This is a genomic window from Rhodopseudomonas sp., from assembly GCF_036404135.1.
GTDB lineage: Bacteria > Pseudomonadota > Alphaproteobacteria > Rhizobiales > Xanthobacteraceae > Rhodopseudomonas_A.
In genome coordinates, this window is record NZ_DASWPE010000025.1 from 1 (window position 1) to 25,970 (window position 25,970).

Annotated in this window: 22 protein-coding genes; 11 read left to right on the forward strand and 11 right to left on the reverse strand. The window is 65.5% G+C overall.

Translation table 11 applies throughout. The annotated features are described in order from the left end of the window. Both VGC77_RS03060 and VGC77_RS03065 read right to left on the reverse strand, forming a co-directional pair. Positions 1-371: GNAT family N-acetyltransferase (locus tag VGC77_RS03060; protein WP_331170092.1), on the reverse strand; the 371-nt coding region annotated here is incomplete at its 3' end. A gap of 447 nt (positions 372-818) precedes the next feature. Then, a complete protein-coding gene (locus VGC77_RS03065; RefSeq protein ID WP_331170093.1) occupies positions 819-2,093 on the reverse strand; it encodes an ArgE/DapE family deacylase in 1,275 nt (424 codons plus the stop codon). Between the two features lie 154 nt (positions 2,094-2,247). Here VGC77_RS03065 and VGC77_RS03070 point away from each other — a divergent pair, with 154 nt between their 5' ends. From VGC77_RS03070 to VGC77_RS03080, 3 genes are all read left to right on the forward strand, one after another. Further along, on the forward strand, positions 2,248-2,400 hold the full coding sequence (locus tag VGC77_RS03070; RefSeq protein WP_331170094.1) for a hypothetical protein: 153 nt from the start codon (positions 2,248-2,250) through the stop codon (positions 2,398-2,400). 2 nt (positions 2,401-2,402) lie between these two features. After that, positions 2,403-2,672, forward strand: coding sequence for a DUF6719 family protein (locus VGC77_RS03075; RefSeq protein ID WP_331170133.1), 270 nt, complete (start codon positions 2,403-2,405; stop codon positions 2,670-2,672). A 616-nt stretch (positions 2,673-3,288) separates the two neighbouring features. Then, the gene (locus VGC77_RS03080; protein WP_331170095.1) at positions 3,289-3,948 is read left to right on the forward strand and encodes a sensor histidine kinase; all 660 of its coding nucleotides are present in this window, start codon (positions 3,289-3,291) and stop codon (positions 3,946-3,948) included. Between the two features lie 33 nt (positions 3,949-3,981). Here the strand turns inward: VGC77_RS03080 and VGC77_RS03085 are convergent, their stop codons facing one another. Continuing rightward, positions 3,982-4,395: a hypothetical protein gene (locus VGC77_RS03085; RefSeq protein ID WP_331170134.1), complete on the reverse strand. Its 414-nt coding sequence runs from the start codon at positions 4,393-4,395 to the stop codon at positions 3,982-3,984. 387 nt (positions 4,396-4,782) lie between these two features. On the opposite strand from VGC77_RS03085, the gene VGC77_RS03090 reads away from it, so the two are divergent. Next, a complete protein-coding gene (locus VGC77_RS03090; RefSeq protein ID WP_331170096.1) occupies positions 4,783-4,989 on the forward strand; it encodes a hypothetical protein in 207 nt (68 codons plus the stop codon). 417 nt (positions 4,990-5,406) lie between these two features. Here the strand turns inward: VGC77_RS03090 and VGC77_RS03095 are convergent, their stop codons facing one another. Further along, positions 5,407-5,949, reverse strand: coding sequence for a CreA family protein (locus VGC77_RS03095; protein ID WP_331170097.1), 543 nt, complete (start codon positions 5,947-5,949; stop codon positions 5,407-5,409). A gap of 306 nt (positions 5,950-6,255) precedes the next feature. Between VGC77_RS03095 and VGC77_RS03100 the strand changes: the two genes are divergently transcribed. The 4 genes from VGC77_RS03100 to VGC77_RS03115 all read left to right on the forward strand — a co-directional run bounded on the left by VGC77_RS03100 (position 6,256) and on the right by VGC77_RS03115 (position 11,534). Beyond that, complete coding sequence (locus VGC77_RS03100) at positions 6,256-7,731, forward strand: L,D-transpeptidase (protein ID WP_331170098.1); 1,476 nt, start codon at positions 6,256-6,258, stop codon at positions 7,729-7,731. Between the two features lie 180 nt (positions 7,732-7,911). Then, a complete protein-coding gene (locus VGC77_RS03105; protein WP_331170099.1) occupies positions 7,912-8,889 on the forward strand; it encodes a polysaccharide deacetylase family protein in 978 nt (325 codons plus the stop codon). Positions 8,890-8,984: 95 nt separating this feature from the next. Beyond that, entirely contained in the window at positions 8,985-9,500 is a 516-nt protein-coding gene (locus tag VGC77_RS03110; RefSeq protein ID WP_331170135.1) for a dihydrofolate reductase, read from the forward strand. A gap of 195 nt (positions 9,501-9,695) precedes the next feature. Continuing rightward, positions 9,696-11,534, forward strand: coding sequence for a di-heme-cytochrome C peroxidase (locus VGC77_RS03115; protein ID WP_331170100.1), 1,839 nt, complete (start codon positions 9,696-9,698; stop codon positions 11,532-11,534). A gap of 28 nt (positions 11,535-11,562) precedes the next feature. Here the strand turns inward: VGC77_RS03115 and VGC77_RS03120 are convergent, their stop codons facing one another. The 3 genes from VGC77_RS03120 to aspS form a co-directional block, all read right to left on the reverse strand. Continuing rightward, positions 11,563-12,018, reverse strand: coding sequence for a DoxX family protein (locus VGC77_RS03120; protein WP_331170101.1), 456 nt, complete (start codon positions 12,016-12,018; stop codon positions 11,563-11,565). A 263-nt stretch (positions 12,019-12,281) separates the two neighbouring features. After that, positions 12,282-14,591, reverse strand: a complete 2,310-nt coding sequence (locus tag VGC77_RS03125) for an NADP-dependent malic enzyme (RefSeq protein WP_331170102.1) — start codon at positions 14,589-14,591, stop codon at positions 12,282-12,284. 50 nt (positions 14,592-14,641) lie between these two features. Further along, on the reverse strand, positions 14,642-16,414 hold the full coding sequence (aspS, locus tag VGC77_RS03130; protein ID WP_331170103.1) for an aspartate--tRNA ligase: 1,773 nt from the start codon (positions 16,412-16,414) through the stop codon (positions 14,642-14,644). A 224-nt stretch (positions 16,415-16,638) separates the two neighbouring features. Here aspS and VGC77_RS03135 point away from each other — a divergent pair, with 224 nt between their 5' ends. Next, entirely contained in the window at positions 16,639-18,114 is a 1,476-nt protein-coding gene (locus VGC77_RS03135; protein ID WP_331170104.1) for a protein adenylyltransferase SelO, read from the forward strand. Positions 18,115-18,227: 113 nt separating this feature from the next. Next, the gene (rnd, locus tag VGC77_RS03140; protein ID WP_331170105.1) at positions 18,228-19,382 is read left to right on the forward strand and encodes a ribonuclease D; all 1,155 of its coding nucleotides are present in this window, start codon (positions 18,228-18,230) and stop codon (positions 19,380-19,382) included. On the opposite strand, the gene ppx is transcribed toward rnd, so the two are convergent. The 4 genes from ppx to VGC77_RS03160 all read right to left on the reverse strand — a co-directional run bounded on the left by ppx (position 19,379) and on the right by VGC77_RS03160 (position 24,638). Further along, positions 19,379-20,884 carry an exopolyphosphatase gene (gene ppx / locus VGC77_RS03145; protein WP_331170106.1) on the reverse strand — a complete coding sequence of 502 codons (1,506 nt, stop codon included), beginning with the start codon at positions 20,882-20,884 and terminating at the stop codon, positions 19,379-19,381. The genes rnd and ppx overlap by 4 nt on opposite strands. A gap of 12 nt (positions 20,885-20,896) precedes the next feature. Then, entirely contained in the window at positions 20,897-23,098 is a 2,202-nt protein-coding gene (locus VGC77_RS03150; protein ID WP_331170107.1) for an RNA degradosome polyphosphate kinase, read from the reverse strand. Between the two features lie 173 nt (positions 23,099-23,271). Beyond that, positions 23,272-23,949: a DnaA ATPase domain-containing protein gene (locus tag VGC77_RS03155; protein ID WP_331170108.1), complete on the reverse strand. Its 678-nt coding sequence runs from the start codon at positions 23,947-23,949 to the stop codon at positions 23,272-23,274. 143 nt (positions 23,950-24,092) lie between these two features. Further along, complete coding sequence (locus VGC77_RS03160) at positions 24,093-24,638, reverse strand: CDP-alcohol phosphatidyltransferase family protein (RefSeq protein WP_331170109.1); 546 nt, start codon at positions 24,636-24,638, stop codon at positions 24,093-24,095. Between the two features lie 257 nt (positions 24,639-24,895). Between VGC77_RS03160 and purM the strand changes: the two genes are divergently transcribed. Further along, entirely contained in the window at positions 24,896-25,969 is a 1,074-nt protein-coding gene (purM, locus tag VGC77_RS03165) for a phosphoribosylformylglycinamidine cyclo-ligase (protein WP_331170110.1), read from the forward strand. Position 25,970 lies beyond the last annotated feature (1 nt).

Sequence of the window (25,970 nt, forward strand, 5' to 3'; positions counted from 1 at the left end):
CCCAGCGAACTCGCCACCGCGATCAGCTGCTTGAACAGCGTGCTGCCGACGCCCTTGCGCCGCAGGCTGGCCTCGACGCTGAAGGCGATTTCGGGCAGCGAGTCGGACGACAGGTCGGGCTGGTGCAGTTCGGCGGCGGCATGCACCGCGCCGTCCTCGGCGAAATAGGCCAGAATGATGGTGCCGTCGCCGGCGCATTTGCCAGCGTAGCGCTCGATGAATCCCTCATCGGCGTAACCGTTGAAGCGATCCCGGCGGCTCTCCGGATCGAGCCGCATCAGGTGATCCTTCAGTAAGGGCAGTTCCTGATTGATCAGCGAGCGAACCCTGCACTTGGCAGCCGTCTGACCAGCTATCGCAGCGTCGTTCATTGCCTTGCTCCTCTTGGAAGAAGGCCCTCGAGGAGGCGTTCGATTCCCTAGACCGACAATATTGTGCATCGCAGCATGCATTTCAAGAGCATATGCCATGCGTGCCCCACAGGGACGAACAGGATCCCATGCGGACCAAGTCTTAAGCAAAACTAAACGACTGTCGTTAAAGGGGACTTAAGATAAATCAAACCACCACGGACTGTGGTCAGTCCTAGGCGCAGCCGAAGGTTGCGCGCCGCGTCGCGACGCCCGCCGGCCTCAGAGTACCAGCTGAGTCGGCGTCACCGCCGCGACCAGGCGGCCGTCGTCGGTTTCGATCCGGGTCTTGCCAGACCGGCAGTCCCAGCAGCGCGGCCAACGCCAGCGGCCGCGACCGGATCAGCTCGAGCGGCGTCATCGCTCTCCCTGACCTGTGTCGCGGTCGCAGCTCGCGGCCCGCTGTCGCTATGCGGCTTCGACGCCACACCATTCGGCGATGAACAGCGCGGTGGCCTTGGTGGATTGCCGCAACGAGTCCAGATCGACGAATTCGTTGAAGCCGTGCATCGCGCCGCCGCTGGCGCCGAAACACAGGCTGGGGATGTTGTAGTTCAGCCCATAGAACCGGGTATCGGTCAGCGCGGTGAACGCCAGGTCCGGCGCGGTGCCGCCATAGACTGCGTCATAGGCCTTGCCGAATGCGGCTTCCGGCGCCGCGGAGTTTTTCAGCTCATAGCCCTCGGAGAGAAACCCGGTCCATTCCACCACCGGCGGATTGTTCGACAAGAAGCGATGGTCGCGCGCCGCCGCGGCCACGCAGGCCACGATCTCGGCCTGATGCTCAGCCACCGACCAGCCCGGCATGATCGCGATCCGGCAATCGACGTCGCACCACGCCGGCACGCTGGACGCCCAGTCACCGCCCTTGATGATTCCGGGATTGAAATTGATCGGATGCGGCAGCTTGCCGAAATGCGGATCGGACGCCGCGCGCGCGTTCCAAGTGGCTTCCAGTTGTTGCAGCGCCTGGATCAGATGATACGCCGCGGTGATGGCGTTGGCGCCGGCGCCGGCCTCGTAGACATGCACCGGCAGGCCGCGCACCTTCAGCCGGAACCAGATCACGCCGACCTGCGAGCGCACCATCTTGCCGAAGGTCGGCTCCGGAATGAAACAGGCGTCGGCGCGATAGCCGCGCTGCAGCGTCGACAGCGCGCCGAGCCCGGTGCTCTCCTCCTCGATCACCGACTGGAAGTGAATCCGCGCGGTCGGCTTCAAGCCGGCGGCCTTGATCGCATCCAGGGCATAGAGCGCGCCGATGGTGCCGGACTTCATGTCGCAGGCGCCGCGGCCGAACAGCTTGCCGTCCTTCACCACCGGCGAGAACGGCGGGGTGTCCCACATCTCCACCGGCCCCGCCGGCACCACGTCGCAATGGCCCTGCAGGATCAACGAGTGGCCATCATGGCGCATCGGCCGATAGCTGCCGACCACGCTGCGGGCCTTGGAAAAATCGTGTTCGATCGGACCGAAGCCGCGCAGCTCTTTCAGCTCGTCGATATCGATATGCCAGTCGTCGACCTCATAGCCGCGCTGCCGCAACAGATCCGCCATCATGTCCTGGCACGGCGCTTCCGCGCCGCGGGTGCTGGGGATCGCCACGAAATCGCGCGTGGTGGCAAGCTGGGCGTCGAAGCCCGTATCAACCGCGTCAAGAATGCGGCGTTGATCATCGTTCAAGGTTGGGTTCTCCTGCTGTCAGCCGGCGGCTGTCGTCGCGCTGGGCCGATGCGATCAAATCACGTCTGGCGAAGATTTGAAGCGGTTTCTGCAAGCTTTGAGAATCGCCGACCGACAATTACAGTTGTGGTTCTGCAACCACCTGGAGAGCCCCGTGCCCACCAATCGCAATGTTTTGTTTCTGATCATCGGCGCACTGGTCGTCGTGCTCGGCGTCGTCGGCTACAATCTTTATCAAGCGAAGCAGGAGCCGAAGGGCGTGCAGATCAACATCGGCCCCGACGGCCTGAAGATCGAGAACAAATGATGATGCTGAGAGCCAGATCGACGAAGCCTATTCATGCATTGCTCGCCGCCGGTTGCGGAATGGCTGCGTTGCTGCAGGTGGGGGCCGCCGCGGCCGAGCAGGTGCCGCGCGAAAACGACATCGTCGACTTGCGATTGGGCCAACGCATTCTGGTCGACGACGGCTCCTGCCCGACCGGGCAGATCAAGGAAGTGCTGGGGGCGACGCTGACCTCGAGCGGCATCACCCGGACCCGCAGCTGCGTGCCGCGGTTCGGCACCAAAAAGAAATAGCAACGCACGCATCGCGCGGGTCGCGCCGCACTCGGTCTTCGCCGCCGATCAACACGATCCGTCTTTGCAACAAGACGACTCATTCTCCACAGAGTCCGACCGAAAAAGCAGCGAGCAAAATGGGCGTGTCATTGCGAGCCGAGGCCGGCGCGTAGCGCCGAACGAACAGCGAAGCAATACAGGGGCTGCATGCGTGGCCCGGATTGCGTCGTCGCAACAGCTCCTCGCAATTGCGCGTTGAATGTCTGATTTCATCGATCGCTTTTTGAGTGAGACTCTCACATCAAATTCCGCTGCTTGCGTTCGTCCTCGCGCGAAGCTGTTGCGACGAAACATGCGAGAGCCCTCGCTTGCATACCGGCGGCCTGCCCGCGCGCTCCCGACGAATCCGCCCCTGCCCGCAGAGCTCGCAGCCAAGGCCGCGCCACTGCCCCGACATCATTTAGCTCATTTCGGGTCGTAACCGGGCGGCACGGTCGAGCGCAGATATCCACAATGCGGGTGACTACGCAGTTACTTCGGCCGGATCATTCTGCAAATGTGACCACAATTGAACGTGACGCCGTCGTGGTATGATCAATAATGCAAGGCGCAGATCTCTGCGGAGGCTATCATTATGCCCAGGCAATCCCCCGCCAGTTCAGACGCCTCAGCCGAATTCAATTTGCGCGGCGAGGCGGATTACCGCATCGCGAAAAGTCTCACCATGATCAGCGGTATCGTGCGGCTGCAGGCGTTCCGCGGCGAGTCCACCGACCCGCAACTGGTGCTGCTGGAAATCGCCAACCGCATCGACGCCGTGGCCAGGCTGCATAGCCTGCTGGCGCATTCGATGACCGGAACCATCCAGCTCAGCAAGTATCTCGAAGATATCTGCGAGCGTTCGATGCGCGCGCTGTGTTCGGCCGCCACCACCTTCGCGGTGACCTGTTCTCCGGAACATGTGGTGCCGTTCCGGCTGGCGCTGCCGCTCGGGCTGATCACCGCGGAGCTGTTTTCCAATTCGGTGAAGTACTCGCATCCTGCCGGCCTTCCGCTGCGGATCTGGATCAGCTGCCGCCGCGACCTGCGCGATTCCCTCACCTATCAGTACCGGGATGACGGCGAGGGCTTTCCCGAGAATTTCGACGTCGGGCGGGACGGCCATGTCGGCATGCGGCTGATCAAGTCGCTCAGCGAGCGCGCACGCGCCGTCCATCGTTGGTCGAGCGGCCCGCGCGGCATCAGCTTTGAGATGGTGGCGCCGATGGCGATGACGCCCGGCCTTTCGGCCTGATCGTCGCGCCGCGTCAGCCGGCGGGCGCGCCGCTCAGTTCAAAGGTTCGAACATGCATTGCAACGCCGGCTTGGCGATTTGCGTGAAGGTTTCGTCGATCCGGGATTGTTTCGACGCCGGCACCCAGTCGCTCTCGATGGTCGGAACGCCGGTTTCGCCGATCCCGCGCAGCAGCGCCTCGCGCAGATCCGGATCCTGCACCGCGGCGATCGCGTGATCGTGCAGGCAACCGCATACCGCCTGGGGATGCGCCCACCGTCCCGCCATGTGGCTGGTGCACAGCCGGATGAACTCGCCGCGCCGATCCGGCGATTTCAGCGGGGCCCAGAGTGGCGGCGCCGGCGCTTTGGCCTCGACCGGAATCGGGCGTTGCAGCGCGACTTGCGCCGCGGCCGCAGTTCCCAGACCGGCGACGGCCAACGCGAAGAACGCCATCATTCGAAACATCATCAGGCTTTGACCAACTCGGACCAACTCGCCCCGGCGGTGGTGATCAGCAACCGCCACCTCGATCTGCGGAAGTGGCGCCGGCCAACCGCATCGTGCGACGCCGTGCCGCCGCCGTTGCAGTTTTGATAACCAATCGATGTTTCAGGATGTCTGCGTGCGGCAAGGAAACGGTTTCGTCACGCGTTTGAATTGTTTCGTCGGTACAAAGGCGACGAAACAAACCGTGCGTTGCCGAACCAAATGAACTATCCTGGAAGTGGCAATCGCCGGGATGGAACTTTTCCGTCGCTCGCGGGTTACCCAACAATATTCAGGGAAAGGATGACGATCGTGAACAGAAGCACGCGTATCGGCGACGCTTCATCAAACGTTGGATCATCTCAGATGGCGGCGCGGCTCAGCAGCCGGCGCAGTCTGGCGCAGGACAGGATGATGCTCGGCGATACGCCGGGCGAAATGGCGCTGCAATCCAACAATAATCACCATTCCAGCTACTGCGCGCCGCAAGGCTTCGTGCAACTGGTCGGTTATCGCGACCCGAGTGGCAAGTTGCGCGCGGGACAATCCGCCGAGCGGCGCGGCGCGCGCTAGCGCCGCAGTTTGAAGGGGTGCTTTCGCTCGCCGTTGACACTTTGTTCCGAGACTCTGACCGGAATCCCGAGAGTCGGACCGGAAAAGCAGCGAGCAAAATCAGGGTTTTTGTCATTGCGAGCCGAAGGCGGCGCGCAGCGCCGACCGAACAGTGACGCGATCCAGGGGCCTCATGCGTGGCCCTGGATTGCTTCGTCGCAAGAGTTCCTCGCAATGACGCGTTGAATGCCTGATTTCATTGATCGCTTGTGAGTCCGCCTCTGAGGTGTGGTGATCATCCGGCTCGCATCGGTGGGTTCAGTCAGCAGCGCTCGGACAAAGCTCCTTCAAGTGGACCAACGTTAGGATGGGCTGGCCGGCAACGGTCAGCCCATCATGCGTTTGCGCGGTGCTTTTAGCGCCGATCGTTTGCCGCGGTTACTTGAAAAAGTCCGCGCATTTCTGAACCGCGGCGTCGCCCGCGCCCCACGGCATCACCGGCACCGAGGAGGTCGAATTCTTCGGCGAGCCTTCGATGATGCGGTCGGAATACACCATGTAGACCAGCACGTTGCGCTTGGTGTCGCAGCCCCGCACGATCTGCATCTTCTTGAAGAACAACGAGCGCTTCTTCTGGAACATATCGTCGCCCTGCTCCAGCTTGTCCTTGAAGTGGATCGGCCCGATCTGGCGGCAGGCCAGCGAGATGTCCGACACCTCCTCGGCCAGTCCGAGCCAGCCCTTGAAGCCGCCGCGCTCGGGCACCGTGAAATGGCATGCGACGCCTTCGACTTCCGGATCGTCGAGCGCGTAGGTGGCAAGCTTGTCGTTCGGGCTGAGCCATTTGAACACGGTCGAGCGCCGGAAGATCAGGTCGGGTTCTTCGGCGGCGCTGGCCACCGACCCGGACAGCATCGCGAAGGCGAGCGCGGCGAGGGTCCAGGTCTTCAAATTGGAAATGCGAGGGGCTCGAACAGTCATTGATGTCTCCGTCAGCAAAGGTTCCCCCTATGTAGGACGACGCGGCGATGCTGATAAGATGCCGCGGCCGGGCATTAACCCGTTGTGAGGCTTTTCTGTTACTGTCGAGACGAAATGAGCATGAATTCGAGCGCTGCGCTGGTGACAGTGCAGCGGCTCTGCGACACATATTAACGATTCAGTCGCAGCGACGGTATTCGAGGGCATCAAGTGGACCAGCAGCAGGCGTTTCATCCCACTGGTCCGCATCGCGCGAATGCCCTGCCCGTCCCGGCGATGCGATCCCCTTCGTGGTTGCGCCTTGCCATGATCGCGGCGGCCGGGCTGCTGGTCAGCCGCGGCGCCGAGGCCTCGCCGGCGCTGTACTGGCCCGACGACACCGCCGATTACAGCAGCACCGAACCGACGCCGCCGCCCGCACCCGCGCCGAAGCGGCGGCACAAGGCGCAGCGCCGTCCGGACGTCAAACCCGACAAGCTCGGCAGCGAGGCCCGCAAGCCGCAGGGCCCGCTGGTGATCGCGATCTCGATCGACAAGCAGCAGCTCAAGCTCTACGACGCCAACGGCCTGTTCGCGGAAACCCCGGTGTCCACCGGGATGCGCGGCCATTCCACGCCGATGGGCGTGTTCAGCGTGATTCAGAAACACAAATGGCACCGCTCCAACATCTATAGCGGCGCGCCGATGCCCTATATGCAGCGCATCACCTGGTCCGGCGTGGCGATGCACGCCGGCGTGCTGCCGGGCTATCCGGCCTCGCATGGCTGCATCCGGATGCCGACGAATTTCGCCACCAGGATGTGGGGCTGGACCCGGATGGGCGCGCGGGTGGTGATCACCCCCGGCGAGATCGCGCCGGAGCATTTCGCGCATCCGCTCTTGATCGCGCAGAAGCCGGCGCCGGTGCCCGGCGCGGCGCTGCCCGAGCCGGTCACCACCGGCAAATCCGACAAGGCCGCCGCGGCGCCGGTCGTCCCCGAATTGCGCAGCACGCTGGCCTCCGACAAGCCGGCGATCGCAGCACCCGCCATTGCCTCGAGCGCGCCGGCTCAGCGTCGCACCGCCGACGCCAGCAGCGTGCTGCCGGGTCCCGCCGCGAGCGACGCCATCCCGAACGGCAAGGACGCCGCCAACGAGGCCGCGGCGCCGGTCGCGCCGGCCGCCAGCGAGGCGACGACGCCGCCGGCCGCCGAGCCATCGGCGGCGAAAGCCGTCGAGACCACCGAATCCGTTGCGCCGCCGGCCGCAGCGCCCGAGCTGCCCAAGGATCAGGGCCGCGCCGCGGACGCCGGCGCCGCCAAACCGGATCAGGCTCAACCGGCAAAGCGCGGCGGCCCGATCTCGGTTCTGGTCAGCCGGAAGGACGGCAAGCTCTATGTGCGGCAGAATTTCGCGCCGCTGTTCGACGCGCCGATCGAGATTGCCGGCGATCGCCCGCTCGGCACCCATGTCTTCACCGCCAAGACCGACAAGGCCGACAAGGCCGACGCCAGCGCGATCACCTGGTCGGTGCTGTCGATGCCGAATGCGCCGCGGCGCGCCGAGATGGCGGACGATGACGGCCCGGCGCGACGACGCAAGAGCGTCGGCGCGATCGAGGTGAAGTCCGTGCCGTTGCCGGGCAGCGCCGCCGAGGCGCTCGACCGGCTGAAGATTCCGCCCGACGCGGTGGCAAGGATCGCCGAACAGCTGTCGACCGGCAGCTCGATCATCGTCTCCGATCAGGGCATCGCCGCCGGCGAAACCGGCGAAGGCACCGACTTCATCGTCCGGCTGCGCTAGATAGCGCCGGCGCGCGGCCGCGCATCGCCGCCCACCTCGGAGAAATCCCAGTCGCCCCGCGCAGCAGCCGGGACAACGCATAAAAACGTTGCCGTTTCGGCGCGGCTGCCTCTAGGCTGGTGAATCAGGCGGGATCCAACTCCGGCCCCGAGCCGGAGGACGCGAGCGAAGGGAAACGCGATGCGCATGGCGACAGGATTGCTGGTTGCGGGTGCCGTTTCGGTCGGCGTGGCGGTGACGGCTTTCGCGCAGAGCACGCCGCGCAACACCCACGCCGCCGCCCAAGCCGCGGCGCCCACCACGGTCGGCGCCGCGCCGCAACCGGCGCCCGCCGCGCCGGCTCCTGCCCCCGCGGCCGCGCCGGCGAAAGCCGTCTGCGGCAATCCCGATGCACTCGGCGTCGGCCGGGTGGTCGAAATCGACACCACCGGCGGGCCCGGCTTCGGCTTCGAGCATTTCAAGCAGCTGGATTTCCTGCGCGACAAGGAAGTGGTGCTGACCTTCGACGATGGTCCGTGGCCGGTCAACACCCCCTCGGTGCTGAAGACCCTGGCCGACGAATGCACCAAGGCGATCTTCTTTCCGATCGGCAAGCACGCCACCTATCACCCGGAAATTCTCAAGGCGGTGGCTGCCGCCGGCCACACCATCGGCGCGCACACCTGGTCGCATGCCAACCTCAACAACAAGAAGCTCACTGAGCAGCAGCAGAAGGACGAGATCGAAAAAGGCTTCAGCGCGGTGAAATGGGCGCTCGGCACCGCGCCCTCGCCGTTCTTCCGCTTCCCGGCGCTGCAGCATCCGCCGGCGATGGTGAGCTATCTCGGCAGCCGCAACGTCGCGATCTTCTCCTGCGATCTCGACTCCTTCGACTTCAAGGCCGGCAAGCCGGAAAAGATCATCGACACCGTGATGAGCAAGGTCGACCGGCTCGGCAAGGGCATCATCCTGATGCACGATTTCCAGAAGCACACCGCCGAGGCGCTGCCGACGCTGTTGCGCCGGCTGAAAGCCGGCGGCTACAAGGTGGTGCAGATGAAGGCCAAGGCGCCGGTCGCGACGCTTGCGGAATATGACGACGCGCTCGCCAAGGAGACCAAGCTGCCGACGGTGTCGACCCGCCCGCTCAACAGCGTGGTGCAGACGATTTCCGAATAGCATCGTAGCGATCGAAATGGCGTCGTGTTGAGTTGGTGATTTCGCAGCAGTCCAGGCTTGTGGTCGAAGGCTACGTCATCGTGTCGGCGGACGGCATGTTGGCGGACGCGCGCCACGTCATGCCCGAGGCGCTGAAATTCCCCGGCGACCAGCGCTTCTTTCTCGCCGCGCTGGAGCGCGCCGCGCTGATCGTGCACGGCCGGCATTCCTATGAGGATCAGCCGAATTCGGCGCGGCGCAAGCGCCTGGTGGCGACCCGAAGCATCGCCGCGCTGGCGCCGGACCCGTCCAATCGCAATGGCACGCTGTGGAATCCGGCCGGCGCCGCGTTCGAACAGGGCTGCAAAGCCGCCGGGGTCGACGCCGGCAGCGTGGCGATCATCGGCGGCCCCGAGGTGTTCGCGCTGTTCTTCGACCGCTTCGATACGTTCTGGCTGTCGCGGGCGCCGCAGGTCCGCCTGCCGGACGGCGAGCCGTGCTTTCCCGGCGTGCCGGAGCACACCCCCGAACAGATCCTGGCAGCGCACGGGCTGCGCGCCTGCGAGGCCGAGATGCTCGACGAGGCAGCCGGCGTCAGCGTCACCGCTTGGCGCCGTGCCACGCCGTCCTGATCGGTAAGCCGCCACGGCGATCCGATTCACCGCACCGCACCTGCCTCGCATCGGCGCGTCTCCGGACGGCTTGAACGGCCGCGGCGCTGGCGAGACTACTGAATAACACAACCCCAGGTCACGCCTCTTGCGCAGAGCGACTCTGCGAGCAATGATGCCATATAGCAACCAAGGATTGAAAGAGGGAGACGTACCATGCGTGCCATGCGTGCCGGCTGCTTGACTGTGCCGATTGTCGCTCTGGCGCTGACCGCCGGCTCGCCGGCGCGGGCCGCGGACCCTCCGCCGATCTTCGCCGACCAGGGCCCGAAATGGAACGCGGTGTCACGCGCCGACTATTACAGCCGCGACCAGGGCTCGCGGATGATCCCGCTGGCCTGGCTGCAAGCCTTCAAGCAGCCCAACGGCCAGCCGTTTCTGGCCGACAGCCTGGCGCGCTACGGCTATCTGCCGAACCCCGCCAACAGCGACGGGCTTCCGGTCGGCTTCACCGCGTCGGGCGCCGCCGGCGTCGAGATCGCCGGCATGACCTGTTCGGCCTGCCACACCAGGCAGATCACCGCCGAGGGCAAGACCTATCGGATCGATGGCGGCCCGGCGATCGTCGACTTCCAGGCCTTCCTCAGCGATCTCGACGCCGCAGCCTCCCAGGTCCGCGCCAGCGACGCCAGCTTCAACCCGTTCGCCGCGACGGTGCTGCATTCGGCGACGCCGGATCCGGACGACGTCGCAACGCTGCGGCAGAACTTCGAACTCTGGTACTTGCGCTACCACACGCTGATCACCCGGGCGCTGCCGGCTTCGAGCTGGGGGCCGTCGCGGCTCGACGCCGTCGGCATGATCTTCGATCGCTTGACCGGGCTCGATCTCGGCCCGCCGCCGAGCTACCTGATCGCCGACAACATCAAGCGCGCCGACGCGCCGGTGCGCTATCCGTTCCTGTGGAACGCGCCGATCCAGTCGAAGACGCAGTGGCCGGGCTTTGCCGACAACGGCAGCGACATCCTGGCGCTGTCGCGCAATCTCGGCGAAGTGTTTGGCGTGTTCGGCGTGTTCGAACCGCAGAACGACGGCCTGGTGGTCGACTTCCTGCACAACAATTCCGCGAATTTCGACGGCCTCAACAAGCTCGAGCAGCTGGTCAAGGATATCGGGCCGCCGAAATGGCCCTGGCTGGTCGACGACGAGCTGGCGGCCCGCGGCAAGGCGATCTATGCCCGCGCCCAGGCCGATGGCGGCTGCATCGAATGCCACGGCATCAAGGCCGGGCCGGTCCGCTTCCCCAATCAGCAGACCTGGGCGACGCCGGTCGACAATGTCGGCACCGACACCCGCGAATACGACGTGCTGGCGTGGACCGCCAAGACCGGGGTGCTGCAGGGCGCTTTCATCCCGTTCGTGACCGAGCCGCTGAAGGACACCGACCTGGCGTTCAACGTACTGGCCACTTCGGTGATCGGCTCGATCGCCGAGCAGGCGTTATTTGGCGCCACCGCAACGCCGGGGGCCTCGGCGCTGGTGGCGACCGCGGCCAACGCGCCGACCCGCACCGCCGCCAACGCGCCGCGGGCGCCGCTGACCCGGCTGCCGCCGGCGCTGCGCGATCTGCAAGGCGCGTTCCGCACTGCGACGCCCGCGGCCCCCTCGCCGCAACCGCAGGATCTGCGCATCCAGGGCGCGGTGCCGCCGGGACTGACCCAGGCCGCCGCGGCGCCGCCGCCGAAAGGCTCCTACGAGTCCCGGGTGTTGCAGGGGATCTGGGCCGCCGCGCCCTATCTGCATAACGGCTCGGTGCCGACGCTGGTGGAATTGCTGAAACCCGCAGCCAACCGCGTCAAGCAGTTCAAGATCGGGCCGGCCTACGACACCATCAATGTCGGGCTGGCGGTGGAGCAAGGCGAGTTCAACTACACGCTCACAACCACCGACTGCGCCAACCTGAATTCCGGCAACAGCAATTGCGGCCACGAATTCGGAACGCAACTGCCCGCCGAGGACAAGAAGGCATTGCTGGAATATCTCAAGACGCTGTGACGCGGCGCCTCACGACGGCGACGCCTGGTCAGGCGTCGCTGTAGGTCGGCTCGGCCGCCACCGGGCGCGGGCCGCGGCCGATTCCGATTATGATCAACAGCGCGCCGATCAAGGACAGGTTCTTCAGCGCGTGGATCATGTTGTTGGTGGATTCCGCGCCGCTCTGATTCCAGAAATCATGCTGGGTGTAGGTCGCCACGATGACGAACACGATCAGGATCATCGCGAAGTAGCGAGCGGCGAAGTTGAAGCCGATCATCACCCCACACAGCAATTCGGTGACGCCGGCGGCGATCGCCAGCATTTTCGGCGTGGTCATCCCGGCCATGGTTTCGAGTTCGGCGGTATAGGGCGTCAGCAGCGCGGGGATCGCGATCTTCGACACCACCTCGGTGGTCGCCGCGAGGTCGAGCAGTTTGGCGGCTCCGGAAAAGATGAACAACACGGCGAACAGAAAGCGGCCGAAACTGATGAACGCAGGCATGGTCGACCTCACTGAGAGCAGAGACGGTTGGCGATGGCGCGCGGAGTATGCGGGGTCGGTCGGCGGTTTTCAAACGATGATATGATGGCGGCGGCGCGACCAAAGTGGCGCGCGCGTTGCGGCGCGGTGCTCGGGGGGCTGACCGTCATTGCGAGCCGTAGGCAGCACGCAGCACTTCGATCAGTTCGACGCTCGGTCAGCACAAATCTGTCATCCGGCCGGCTCGGCCAAAGGCCGGAGCCGAATACGCAATGACGAAGCTTTCAGGCAAACAGCGCCGGCTGCTGGCGCCCGGCGCGTTCCTGGGCCTCGACGGCGGCGACCGCGGTCATGTTGAGAATGCCACGCGCGGTCACCGACGGCGTCAGGATATGCGCCGGCCGTGCCGGCCCGATCAGGATCGGCCCCACCGGCAGCGCGTCCGCCAGCACCTTGATCATCTGATAGGCGACGTTGGCGGTATCCAGGTTCGGCATGATCAGCACGTTGGCTTCGCCCTCCAGCCGCGAATGCGGCAGGATCAAGCGCCGCGCCGCCTCCGACAGCGCGGTGTCGCCCTGCATTTCGCCGTCGGCTTCGATCTCCGGATGGTTCTGCGCCAGGATCGCGGTGGCGCGGCGCATCTTGCGCGAGGATTCGGTATCGTAGCTGCCGAAATCCGAATGCGACACGAAGGCGATCCGCGGCTTCATGTTGAAGCGCTGCACGTGGATCGCGGCGAGCGCGGCGATTTCGGCGAGTTCTTCCGGGCTGGGGTTCGGCCGTACCTGGGTGTCGGCGATGAAGATCGCGCCCTTCGAGGTGATCATCAGCGACAGCGCGGCGAAATCGGTGACGCCGGGCAGCGAGCCGAGGATCTCGCGGATGTGGCGCAGATGGCTCATGTAGCGGCCGTCGACGCCGCAGATCATCGCGTCGGCCTCGCCGCGCGCCACCGCCAGCGCCGCGATCACGGTGGCGTTGGTGCGCACCACGGTGCGCGCGGTCTCCGGGGTGACGCCGCTGCGGCCGGCGGCGTCGATATAGGACTGCACATAGGAGCGGTAGCGCGGATCGTCCTCGGGATTGACCAGGTCGAAGTCCTCGCCGGCGCGGATCGACAGGCCGTAGCGCTTGATCCTTGCCGCCACTACCGCGGGGCGCCCGACCAGGATCGGCCGCGCCAGCTTCTCCTCGAGGATGGTTTGCGTCGCGTGCAGCACGCGCTCGTCCTCGCCTTCGGCGTAGATCACCCGCACCGGCTGCGCCTTGGCCTTGGTGAACAGCGGCTTCATCACCAGACCGGAGCGGAACGCGAAGCGCTCGAGCTGGGCGCCGTATTCGTCGAAATCGCTGATCGGCCTGGTGGCGACGCCGGAGTCCATCGCCGCCTTGGCCACCGCCGGCGCGATCCGCAGGATCAGCCGCGGATCGAACGGGCTCGGGATCAGCGAGCCCGGGCCGAAGCCCAGTTCCTCGTCGCCGTCAAAGCCGATCGCCACCGCTTCCTGCGGCGGGTCGCGCGCCAACTGCGCGATGGCGTCGACCGCGGCGGCCTTCATCTCCTCGTTGATCGCGGTGGCGCCGACGTCGAGCGCGCCGCGGAAGATGTAGGGAAAGCACAGGACGTTGTTGACCTGGTTGGGGAAGTCGGAGCGTCCGGTGCAGATCATCGCGTCGGGGCGAATCTTGCGCACCTCGTCCGGCATGATTTCCGGGGTCGGGTTGGCGAGCGCCATCACCAGCGGCCGCTCCGCCATCTGCGCCACCATCTCCGGCTTCAGCACGTTCGGCCCGGACAGCCCGAGAAAGATGTCGGCGCCGCCGATCACCTCGGCCAGCACCCGCTTGTCGGTCGACTGCGCATAGATCGCCTTCCAGCGGTCCATCAGCACGGTGCGGCCTTCATAGACCACGCCCTCAAGGTCGCAGACCCAGATATTCTTGCGTTGCGCGCCGAGCGACACCAAGAGGTTGAGGCAGGCCAAAGCCGCGGCGCCGGCGCCGGCGGCAACGATCTTGACCTCGTCGAGCTTCTTGCCGGTGAGCCGCAGCGCGTTCTTCACCGCGGCGCCGACGATGATCGCGGTGCCGTGCTGATCGTCGTGAAACACCGGGATCTTCATCCGGTCCTTGAGCTTGGCTTCGATCTCGAAGCACTCCGGACCCTTGATGTCTTCCAGATTGATGCCGCCGAAGGTCGGCTCCAGCGCCGCCACCGTCTCCACCACCCGCTCCACGGTGTCGGCGGCGATCTCGATGTCGAACACGTCGATGTCGGCGAATTTCTTGAACAGAACCGCCTTGCCTTCCATCACCGGCTTCGAGGCCAAGGGCCCGATATTGCCGAGCCCCAAAACCGCGGTGCCGTTGGTGACCACCGCCACCAGATTGCCGCGGATGGTCAATGAGGCTGCCTGGGTCGGATCGGCGGCGATGGCGTTGCAGGCGGCGGCGACGCCGGGCGTATAGGCCAGCGCCAGATCGAGCTGGTTGGCGAGCGGCTTGATCGCCTGGATCTGGAGCTTACCGGGACGCGGCAGGCGGTGATACGCCAGCGCCGCGGCCTGCAGCTCTTCGGAATTGCTCACCATGCGTCCCCCCGGCAACGTCGTCGGCATTTTAGTCGGCGTTTTAGCCGTTATTAGTTTTCCGGCAGATTGAGCCGGATGTGCAGCTCGCGCAACTGCTTGGGCGTGACGTCGGACGGCGCGCCCATCAGCAGGTCCTCGGCGCGCTGGTTCATCGGAAACAGCGAGATTTCGCGCAGATTGTTGGTGCCGCACAGCAGCATGACGATGCGGTCGACGCCGGCCGCCATGCCGCCATGAGGCGGCGCGCCGTATTGGAACGCGCGGTACATGCCGCCGAAACGATCGACCACTTCCTGCTCGCCATAGCCGGCGATCTCGAACGCCTTCACCATCGCCTCGGGGCGATGGTTGCGGATGCCGCCCGAGGCGATCTCATAACCGTTGCAGGTGATGTCGTACTGGAACGCCTTGATGGTCAGCGGGTCCTGCGTCAGCAGCGCCTCCATGCCGCCCTGCGGCATCGAGAACGGGTTGTGCGAGAAGTCGACCTTCTTGTCGTCCTCGTTGTATTCGTACATCGGGAAGTCGACGATCCAGGCGAGCTCGAAGCGCTCCTTGTCGACCAGGTTCAATTCCTCGCCGAGTTTGGTGCGCGCAAGTCCTGCAAAGCGGACAAACTTCGCCGGATCGCCGGCGACGAAGAACGCGGCATCGCCGGCCTTCAGGCCAAGCTGCTCGCGGATCGCCGCGGTGCGCTCCGCGCCGATGTTGTTGGCCAAGGGGCCAGCCCCCTCGCCGCCCTCGCGCCACATGATGTAGCCGAGGCCGGGCTGGCCCTCGCCCTGCGCCCAGGAATTCATCCGGTCGCAGAACGCGCGGGAACCGCCGCCCGGTCCTGGGATCGCCCAGACCTGGTTGCGCTCCTCCTCGAGCATGCGGGCGAACACCTTGAAGCCGGAACCGCGGAAATGCTCGGAGACCTCGGACATCTCGATCGGGTTGCGCAGGTCGGGCTTGTCGGTGCCGTACTTTTTCAGGCTGTCGGCATAGGCGATCCGCGGCCATGATTTGGTCACGGGTTTGCCTTTGGCAAAATCCTCGAATACGCCGGTGATCACCGGCTCCATCGCCGCGAACACGTCGTCCTGGGTGATGAAGCTCATCTCGACGTCGAGCTGGTAGAATTCGCCGGGCAGCCGGTCGGCGCGCGGGTCCTCGTCGCGGAAGCACGGCGCGATCTGGAAATAGCGGTCGAAGCCCGACATCATCAACAGCTGCTTGTATTGCTGCGGCGCCTGCGGCAGCGCGTAGAACTTGCCCGGATGAATGCGCGACGGCACCAGGAAGTCGCGCGCGCCTTCCGGCGACGACGCCGTCAGGATCGGTGTCTGGAATTCGAAGAAGCCCTGCTCCTTCATACGCTTGCGCATCGAATCGACGATCGCGCCGCGGGTCATGATGTTCTGATGCAGCTTGTCACGGCGCAGGTCGAGGAAGCGGTACTTAAGCCTGATGTCCTCGGGATATTCCTGCTCGCCGAACACCGGCAAAGGCAGCTCGCCGGCGGGTCCCAGCACCTCGATCTCGGTGATGAAAATCTCGACCTGGCCGGTCGGCAGGTCGTCATTGTCGGTGCCTTCGGGACGGCGGCGGACCTTGCCGTCGATCCGCACCACCCATTCGGCGCGCAGCTTCTCGGCATCCTTGAAGGCCGGCGAATCCGGATCGGCGACGCATTGCGTCAGCCCGTAATGGTCGCGCAGGTCGATGAACAACAGCCCGCCATGGTCGCGGATGCGGTGGCACCAGCCGGAGACGCGGACGGTCTGGTCGATGTGGCTTTCGCGGAGCGCGCCGCAGGTGTGGGATCGGTAACGGTGCATGGAAATCCTGGAAAGCCGTCAGAGGGCAGAATCAAACGGTTCCGCAGCGGCTGCGGAACGGGTCAGGGTTTAGCCGAGCCAACCGGGTGGGGCAACCGCATGCCGGCGCAGGGGCAGGCGTGCAATGGCAGGGATCGCGCGGCATTGCAACAAATCGGAACGACTTGCAGATGCCACGCTTGGGTGATTGTCTGAACCTGGATCGATCCCCAGCTGGGTGTGTGATGACCGTACATTTTCCGTTCGACAACAGCTACGCCGCGCTGCCCGAAGGCTTCTTCCAGCGGGTGGCGCCGACCCCGGTGGCGACGCCGCGGCTGATCAAGCTGAACCGGCCGCTGGCGCTTGAGCTCGGGCTCGATCCGGATCGGCTCGACAGTCCGGAGGGCGCCGAGATCCTGGCCGGCAAACGCATCCCGGAGGGTGCCGAGCCGATCGCGATGGCCTATGCCGGGCACCAGTTCGGCCAGTTCGTGCCGCAACTCGGTGACGGCCGCGCCATCCTGCTCGGCGAGGTGATCGATCAGCACGGCGTGCGCCGCGACATCCAGTTGAAGGGCTCGGGTCCGACGCCCTATTCGCGCCGCGGCGACGGTCGCGCGGCGCTGGGGCCGGTGTTGCGCGAGTATATCGTCAGCGAGGCGATGGCGGCGCTCGGCATCCCCACCACCCGCTCGCTCGCAGCCGTCATCACCGGCGAAACCGTGGCCCGCGAAACCCTATTGCCCGGCGCGGTGCTGACCCGCATCGCCACCAGCCATATCCGGGTCGGCACCTTCCAGTTCTTCGCGGCGCGGCGCAATCCGGACGCGGTCAAGGCGCTCGCCGACCACGTCATCGCGCGGCATTATCCCAATGCGAACAATGACAAACAGCCATATCTTGCTTTGCTGCAGGAGGTGATCGCGCGGCAGGCCGAACTGGTGGCGCGCTGGTTGTTGGTCGGCTTTATCCATGGCGTGATGAACACCGACAATTGCTCGGTGGCCGGCGAGACCATCGATTACGGCCCCTGCGCCTTCATGGACGGCTACGATCCGGCCAAGGTGTTCAGCTCGATCGACCAGACCGGCCGTTATGCCTATGGCAACCAGCCGCGGATCGCGCTGTGGAATCTGACCCGGCTGGCGGAGTGCCTGGTGCCGCTGATTGCCGACCAGCAGGACCAGGCGATCGCCGACGCTGAGGCCGCGCTCGGCCAGTTCTCGGAGCGCTTCGGGCAGGCGTACCACGCCGGGCTGCGCGCCAAGCTCGGGCTATTCACCGCGCAGGACGGCGACCGCGAATTGATCGGCGACCTGCTCGCCGTGATGACCGAGCAGCAGGCCGATTTCACCCTGACCTTCCGCATGCTCAGTGACTTAGCTGGAAATGCTGAGACGGATTCGGTGCGCGCCTTGTTTGCCGATCCGGCCGCCTTCGACGGCTGGCTGGAGCGCTGGCGGCAGCGCATCGCCGCCGAGCCGCAGGATGCGGCCAGCCGCAGCAAGGCGATGCAGGCGGTCAATCCGGCGTTCATTCCGCGCAACCACCGCATCCAGGCGGTGATCGAGGCGGCGGTCGAGCGCGACGACTTCGCGCCGTTCGAGGAATTGCTGGCGGTGTTGGCGCATCCCTATGCGGATCAGCCGGCATTTGCCCGATATGCTCAGCCGCCGCAGCCGCACGAGCAGGTGCTGCAGACCTTCTGCGGAACTTGATCGCGGCGGAGGGAGCGTGTCTAGTGGGCGGATTCGCCCGCCATTTCTCGAAAGCCGCTTGACATATCAGCGCTTTGGGCAGAACGCCGGTCAAGAAGCGTTATGGACAATCCATGGATCTGATCACCACCACCGACCAACTCACCGCGGTTTGCGACCGTCTTGCCAAGCACCCGGCGATCACCGTCGATACCGAATTCCTGCGCGAGACGACTTACTATCCTTTGCTCTGCGTGGTGCAGATGGCCAGCGCCGAGGACGCCGTGGTGGTCGATACCCTGGCGCCGGGCATCGACTTGAAGCCGTTCTTCGACCTGATGGCGAATGACGACGTGCTGAAGGTGTTCCATGCCGCCCGGCAGGACATCGAAATCGTCTGGCACCGCGCCGGCATCGTGCCGCATCCGATCTTCGACACCCAGGTCGCCGCGATGGTGCTGGGTTATGGCGATTCCATCGCCTACGACCAGTTGGTCGAGCGCATCACCGGGCATCGCCCCGACAAGACCCACCGCTTTACCGACTGGGCGCGCCGGCCGTTGACCGAAGAGCAACTGCATTACGCGGTGTCCGACGTCACCCATTTGCGCGACGTGTTCGCGGCGCTCGACGCCGACTTGAAGAAGCGCGGCCGCAGCGACTGGGTCAGCGAGGAAATGCGGGTGCTGACCTCACCGAAGACCTATGACTTCGACCCCGGCAGCGCCTGGGAACGGTTGAAAACCCGCGTGCGCAAGCCGAAAGAGCTGGCGGTGCTGATGGAGGTGGCGGCCTGGCGCGAACAGGAAGCGCAGAGCCGCGACGTGCCGCGCTCGCGGGTGCTGAAGGACGACACCGTCGGCGATATCGCGACCCATGCCCCGACCACGCTGGAACGGCTCGCCGGGCTGCGCTCGCTGCCCAAGGGCTTCGACCGCTCGAAATGGGGCGCCGACATCGTCGCCGCGGTGCAGCGCGGCCTCGCCCGCGATCCCGCCACGCTGCCCAAGATCGAGAAGCCGCGCGGCAACGGCAACGGCGCGGCGATCGTCGAATTGCTGAAGGTGCTGCTGCGGATGACCTCGGAGCGCCACGCGGTGGCCAGCAAGGTGATCGCCACGGTCGACGATCTCGAGCAGATTGCCGCCGATGACCATGCCGACGTCGGCGCGCTGCAAGGCTGGCGGCGCGAATTGTTCGGCGAAGCCGCCCTCGCCCTGAAACAGGGCCGGCTGGCGCTGGCGATCGAAAAGGGCAAAGTGGTGCGGGTCGAACGGACCGAAGTCTAACGCCGCACGATATTGCCGGAGCAGCCGACCAACCGCGCCAGTTGCTTGAAGCGGCTGCCGACCCGGTCGGCCACCAGGTCGACCATGCGATGCTCGAACACCAGCGTCAGCTTGCGGCCCTTGCTGCTGAAATGCGTCGCCGGCAACACCCCGGGACGCGCCGCGCTGATCAGATGGGCGACCCGGAACGCGGCGCCGAGCAGCTTGGCGCGCTCGTCCATCGCCGGCGTCACCATGGCGCGGACCTGCGGCGACGGCTCGTTCTGTTCGCCGAAGCCGGCGTAGCGATAGAAAACCGACAACGCTAGGAACGCGCGGCCCTGATGGCTGACGTCGCCGAAATTGCCGTTGATGATCAGATTGAGGGTCTGTTCGCCGCGATAGTCCGGATGCACCCGCCAGCCGACGTCGGACAAAAGACAGGCGGCGTGCCGCAGCCTCCGGTCGTCGGGGGTCTCGGCCTGCTTGGCGATCCTGATGAAGCGGTCGGTCCAGCCGATCAGCTCCTGGGCGTGCAGCGCCGAGCGCGACAGCAATTCGTTGAGATTGCCGGCGGCGCAGATCAGCCCGTCCTTGGCGCGTTCCGCCGCGGGCAGCTGTTCGTAGAGCAGGCCCTCGCGCACCCCGAAGGTGGAAAACACGATGGTGGTCGGCTGCGCCACCCGGATCACATATTCCAGGACCAGCGCGGCATAGACCAATAGCGGCCGCCGCGCCTCGGCGACCGACTCGATATCGGCCAGCGTGTCGGCCGCCGCCAGCCTTCGCAGCCGGCGGGCAAAGCGCAGCGCCTCGGTCGCGGGAATCGCGTAGCCGTGCATCACCCGCAGCGGATATTCGCTCTGCAGGATGTGGATGCGGGCCAGCGCCCGCCAGGTGCCGCCGACGGCGTAGAAGGTGCGCCCTCGCCCGGCCTGCAGCGGCCCGACCTCGGCCAATGCCGCCTGCACGATGCGCTCGGCGCGCTTCGGCGATTTCTGCGAGGCGTCCTGCAGCGCCAGGCTGCCGAGCGGCAAGGTCACGCCGGTGCGAACGCGATTGCCGCGCACGTCAATCAGTTCCAAGGAGCCGCCGCCGAGATCGCCGACGATGCCGTCCGGCTTGTGCACGCCGGAGATCACCCCCAGCGCCGACAATTTGGCTTCGCGCGGACCGGACAGGATTTCGATATCGACGCCGCAGATCCGCTCGGCATTGGCGATGAACTCCGGGCCGTTGGTCGCGTCGCGGCAGGCCGCGGTGGCGATGGCGTGGACGCGGCCGACCTTCATCACCTTGATCAGCGCGCGAAACCGCCGCAGCGAGGTCAAAGCCTTGTCGACCGCATCGGCCGCCAACAGCCCGGTCGACTGCACCTCGCGGCCGAGCCCGCACAGCGTCTTTTCGTTGAACAGCGAAACCAGGCTGCGCGCCATCGATTGATAGACGACGAGACGGACCGAATTCGATCCGATGTCGATGACCGCCACGCTGGGGTCGGGCTTGCGCCTCCGGCTGGTCACCACGTGATCGTCCTAGGACGAGTGCTGCCGCTCCGCCTTGCGGGTGAGCCTGCGCGGCGACGATTCCTTGAGCGACTTTCCACGGCCTGACAGACTCGGATTGGTCATGAAATAATTATGCACGTTGAACGGCTCCTCGCCCTTCGCGGCCTTCATACGCGTTGACGATCCATCCGGCAATAACTGCCAGCTCTGCTCGGTGTCCTTCAGATTGGCCACCATGATCTGTTCCAGAACCTGCTGGTGTACCGTGGGATTTTGCAACGGACAGAGCACCTCGACGCGGCGGTCGAGGTTGCGCGGCATCATGTCGGCCGAGGAAATATACACCGCCGCCCTCGCGGACGGCAGGCCGTGGCCCATGCCGAAGCAGTAGATCCGGCCGTGCTCGAGGAAGCGGCCGATGATCGACTTGACCCGGATGTTCTCCGATAGCCCGGGAACCCCGGGCCGCAGGCAGCAGATTCCGCGCACCACCAGTTCCACCGAAACGCCGGCCTTGGAGGCCTCGTACAGCGCGTCGATGATCTCGGAATCGACCAGCGAATTCATCTTCAGCCAGATCGCCGCCGGCTTGCCGTGTTTGGCAAAAGCGGTTTCGCCGTGGATGTGGTCGAGCATGCATTTGCGCAAGGTCAGCGGCGACACCGCCATCTTCTCGATGTCGCTCGGCTCGGCGTAGCCGGTGATGTAGTTGAACACCCGCGCGGCGTCGCGGCCGATGGTCGGGTCGGAGGTGAAGTAGGACAGATCGGTGTAGATCCGCGCGGTGACCGGATGATAGTTGCCGGTGCCGGTGTGCACGTAAGTGGTCAGGCTGGATCCCTCGCGGCGCACCACCAGCGACAGCTTGGCGTGGGTCTTCAATTCGAGAAAACCGTACACCACCTGCACGCCGGCGCGTTCCAGATCGCGCGCCCAGCGGATATTGGCCTCTTCGTCGAACCGCGCCCGCAGTTCGACCAGCGCGGTGACCGACTTGCCGGCCTCGGCGGCCTCGGCCAGCGTGCGCACGATCGGCGAATTGTTCGAGGTGCGGTACAGCGTCTGCTTGATCGCCACCACGTCGGGATCGCGCGCCGCCTGCTGCAGGAACTGGACCACGACGTCGAAGGATTCGTAAGGGTGATGGACGATCAGATCCTTCTGCCGGATCGCCGCGAAAATATCGCCGCCGTGGTCGCGCACCCGCTCCGGATGCCGCGGCACGTAAGGCGTGAATTCGAGGTCGGGGCGGTCGAGCCTGGTCAATTGCGACAACTCGTTCATCGCCAGCACGCCGTCGACCAGCAGCACCTCGTCGTCGGAGGCCGGCAGCGCGCGCTGCACGAAGTGGCGCAATTCCTCCGGCATGGTGGCCTCGACCTCGAGCCGGATCACCGAGCCGCGGCGCCGCCGCTTCAGCGCGGTCTCGAACAGCCGCACCAGATCTTCGGCCTCTTCCTCGATTTCCAGTTCGGAATCCCGGATCACCCGGAACGCGCCCTGGCCCTTGACCACGTAGCCGGGAAACAGCCTGCCGATGAACAACGAGGTGGCCTGCTCCAGCGTCATCAGCCGCACCACGCCGTCCTTGCCGGACGACGGCAGCCGGATGAAGCGGTCGATCCTGCCGGGCATGCGGATCAAGGCATTCATCGGCTTGCCGTCCTTCACCCGCGCCAGTTGCAGCGCGATGGTGAAGCCGAGGCTCGGGATGAACGGAAACGGATGCGCCGGATCGATCGCCAGCGGCGTCAACAGCGGAAAGATGTTGTGCAGGAAGTGGTCCTCGATCCAGGCCCGCTCCTGCTTGGTGGCGTCGCGGCCGTCGAGCAGCGCGATGCCGACGTCGCCGAGGATGCCGCGCAGGCCGCGCCAGATCGCCTGCTGGTCGTTGCCCAGGCGCGACACCGCTTCGTTGATCAGCACCAATTGCTCGGCCGGCGACAGCCCGTCGGGGCTGCGTTCGGTGATACCTTCGCGCACCTGGGCCTTGATACCGGCGACCCGGACCATGAAGAATTCATCAAGGTTATTGGCGGAGATCGAGAGGAATCGCACCCGCTCCAGCGCCGGATGGCTGGGATTGACGGCTTCCTCGAGCACCCGGCGATTGAAATGCAGCCAGGACAGTTCTCGATTGATGAACCGTTCGGGGCCCGTCGCAATCACCGCAGCCGGTTCGGTTTCCCCGTTTTTCTCTTCGATAGCAATCGCTTGCGACAAGCTCATCAGTTCATCAATCCGTTTGAATTCAATGATTTGGGGCGACCCGGGATCGGCCGCGGACCTTCGCTGATTGTCGTGACAGTTTTCTGACATTGGGGGACCTGCCGCGCACCGCGTCAAGCGGCGTGGCGCGGGCAAGATGCCGCTGGGCCGGCAATGACTCGGCCGGCAACGACTCAGATGTCGCGCAATAGTTCCGCAGCCAGCGCCCGGGTCACCGGCCGGCCGAGTCGCAGCGCCTCGGTGTCGAGCCGCTCCACCACCTGCCGGGCCGCCGCGAACGAACGGTCGATCCGGTTGGCGAGAAAGCTGACTAGGCTCTCGTCGACGCTCATCTGGCGGTCGGCGCAGAATTTGACGATCAGCGCGCGAAACAACTGGTCGTCGGGCGGCTGCAGCGTCACCACCGGCACCGCGCGCAGCCGCGAGCGCAGATCGCGCAATTCGATCTGGAACGCCGACGGGGCCAGCCGCGAGGTGATCAGCACATAGGCCTGATCCTCGCGCGCCAGATTGAGCAGATGAAACAGCGCCCGCTCGTCGATCGCGGGCGGGCAGAGATCCTCGACCACCAGCGCGCCGGTCGCCAGCGCGCCGGGCACCGCGGCGGAGTTCAGCGCGTGCGCGGTGATGGCGCGGGCGCCGGCCTGCTCCGCCCAGATCGACGACAGATGGCTCTTGCCGGAGCCTTCCGGGCCGATCAGCAGCATCACCCGGTTCGGCCAGTCGGGCCAATGGTCGATCAGCGTCAGGGCTTCGCTGTTGGCCGGACCTTCAAGGAAATCGTCGCGAGACAGGCTTTCGGCGTGCGGCAACGCCAAGGCCAGTTGACGAGGTTGAACGCGAGCTACCACGCGATGACTCCATGCAGGCCGGAGACCGGCCTTCGTTCACACTATAGCGTTTCCGAGCGAAGTGGATCCCGGTTCGCGCGAAGAAAACGCGTCAAAACATCAATCGAGAGCTCCGGTTCTGATCCATCAGACCCGCAACAGCTCTAATGGCTGCGCTCGATGCTGCCCATGTGTTTGGTCCATTCCACGAGATAGAAGGCCACCGAAAGCAGGGTCAGGACAGCGACCAGGCCCATGAGAACAAGATCATAAGGCTCCGGCGAGAACCCGAATCCGAGCGCCGCCAGAATTAGGGCCGCGAACCCGACCTGCGCCACGGTGTTGAGCTTCGACACCATCAGCGGCTTCATCGGCATCGGCTTGCCGAACACCCAGGACACGATCACCGCGCCGACGATCATGATGTCGCGCGACACCACCAGGATCACCAGCCAGCGCGGGATCGCGCTCTCGATTCCCAGCGAGACATAGATCGACACCAGCAGCGCCTTGTCGGCCAGCGGATCGAGCAGCGCGCCCAATTCGCTCGCCATATTGAACCGCTTGGCGAGGAAACCGTCGACCGCGTCGCTGACGCCGGCGACGATGAACAACGCGAAGGCGATCTCCATTTGGTTGGACGCGATCGCCCAGACAATCACCGGCACCAGCAGGATGCGGCCGAGGGTAATGATGTTGGGGATGCTCACGCGACGATTCCGGCTCCCGGCCTCACTGCCAACACGCGACTGAACTCTGGCGACCGGGGTCTGCATGCTGTCTACATAATATAACCTGGCCACGCGAGCCATTGCACGTTGGCGTAATCCGACGTAACCAGCCCCGGCATTACAAGGCCCGCGGCCGGCCGGGGTTCCCGTCCGGCCTTGCGCGGCGTTATGGTTAATCAGTCGAGCCGTTTCGCGCACCGGCGGAACGGCTTCGCGCAGCAGCCCCAGGACAGGCTATGACCGACCGCAACAACGGCCTCACCTATGCCGACGCCGGTGTCGACATCGACGCCGGCAACCGCCTCGTCGATCTGATCAAGCCGCTGGTGCGGGCCACCGCCCGCCCCGGCGCCGACGCCGAAATCGGCGGTTTCGGCGGGCTGTTCGATCTGAAGGCCGCGGGCTTCAAGGATCCGGTGCTGGTCGCCGCCACCGACGGCGTCGGCACCAAGGTCAAGATCGCGATCGAGGCCGGGCTGCACACCGGGATCGGCATCGATCTGGTGGCGATGTCGGTCAACGACCTCGTGGTGCAGGGCGCCGAGCCGTTGTTCTTTCTCGACTACTTCGCCTGCGGCAAGCTCGATCCGGAGGCCACCGCGGCGATCGTCGCAGGCATCGCCGAGGGCTGCCGCGATAGCGGCTGCGCGCTGATCGGCGGCGAGACCGCGGAGATGCCCGGTCTGTACAAGGACGGCGATTACGATCTGGCGGGCTTTGCGGTCGGCGCCGCCGAACGCGGCACGCTGCTGCCCGGCAAGGACATCGCCGCCGGCGACGCGGTGCTCGGGCTCGCCTCCTCCGGGGTGCATTCCAACGGCTTCTCGCTGGTGCGCAGAATCGTCGAGCGCTCCGGGCTCGGCTACGACGCCAATGCGCCATTCTCGCCGGTGATGACGCTGGGCGGCGCGCTGCTGACCCCGACCAAACTCTATGTGAAATCCTGCCTGCGCGCGATCCGCGAGACCGGCGCGGTGAAGGGCCTCGCCCACATCACCGGCGGCGGCTTCACCGACAACATCCCGCGGGTGCTGCCGGCGCATCTCGGCGTCGGCATCGACCTGCCGCGGCTGCCGGTGCTGCCGGTGTTCAAATGGCTCGCCGAACAGGGCGGGATCGCCGAACTCGAACTGCTGCGCACCTTCAATTGCGGCATCGGCATGATCGCCATCGTCAGGGCCGACGCGGTCGAACAGGTCAGCGAGATTCTCACCGAAGCCGGCGAAACCGTCTGCCTGCTCGGCGAAGTCATCGCCGCCCCGGCCGAGCACCGCGTGGTCTATAGCGGCCATCTCGATCTGGCGTGGTGAG

Coding starts and splice junctions, on each gene's coding strand:
- VGC77_RS03075 (WP_331170133.1), top strand. CDS start 2,403: ATGCTGAGAGCCAGATCGACGAAGCCTATTCATGCATTGCTCGCCGCC.
- VGC77_RS03080 (WP_331170095.1), top strand. CDS start 3,289: ATGCCCAGGCAATCCCCCGCCAGTTCAGACGCCTCAGCCGAATTCAAT.
- VGC77_RS03085 (WP_331170134.1), bottom strand. CDS start 4,395: ATGTTTCGAATGATGGCGTTCTTCGCGTTGGCCGTCGCCGGTCTGGGA.
- VGC77_RS03090 (WP_331170096.1), top strand. CDS start 4,783: ATGGCGGCGCGGCTCAGCAGCCGGCGCAGTCTGGCGCAGGACAGGATG.
- VGC77_RS03095 (WP_331170097.1), bottom strand. CDS start 5,949: ATGACTGTTCGAGCCCCTCGCATTTCCAATTTGAAGACCTGGACCCTC.
- VGC77_RS03100 (WP_331170098.1), top strand. CDS start 6,256: ATGATCGCGGCGGCCGGGCTGCTGGTCAGCCGCGGCGCCGAGGCCTCG.
- VGC77_RS03105 (WP_331170099.1), top strand. CDS start 7,912: ATGCGCATGGCGACAGGATTGCTGGTTGCGGGTGCCGTTTCGGTCGGC.
- VGC77_RS03110 (WP_331170135.1), top strand. CDS start 8,985: ATGTTGGCGGACGCGCGCCACGTCATGCCCGAGGCGCTGAAATTCCCC.
- VGC77_RS03115 (WP_331170100.1), top strand. CDS start 9,696: ATGCGTGCCATGCGTGCCGGCTGCTTGACTGTGCCGATTGTCGCTCTG.
- VGC77_RS03120 (WP_331170101.1), bottom strand. CDS start 12,018: ATGCCTGCGTTCATCAGTTTCGGCCGCTTTCTGTTCGCCGTGTTGTTC.
- VGC77_RS03125 (WP_331170102.1), bottom strand. CDS start 14,591: ATGGTGAGCAATTCCGAAGAGCTGCAGGCCGCGGCGCTGGCGTATCAC.
- aspS (WP_331170103.1), bottom strand. CDS start 16,414: ATGCACCGTTACCGATCCCACACCTGCGGCGCGCTCCGCGAAAGCCAC.
- VGC77_RS03135 (WP_331170104.1), top strand. CDS start 16,639: ATGACCGTACATTTTCCGTTCGACAACAGCTACGCCGCGCTGCCCGAA.
- rnd (WP_331170105.1), top strand. CDS start 18,228: ATGGATCTGATCACCACCACCGACCAACTCACCGCGGTTTGCGACCGT.
- VGC77_RS03150 (WP_331170107.1), bottom strand. CDS start 23,098: ATGAGCTTGTCGCAAGCGATTGCTATCGAAGAGAAAAACGGGGAAACC.
- purM (WP_331170110.1), top strand. CDS start 24,896: ATGACCGACCGCAACAACGGCCTCACCTATGCCGACGCCGGTGTCGAC.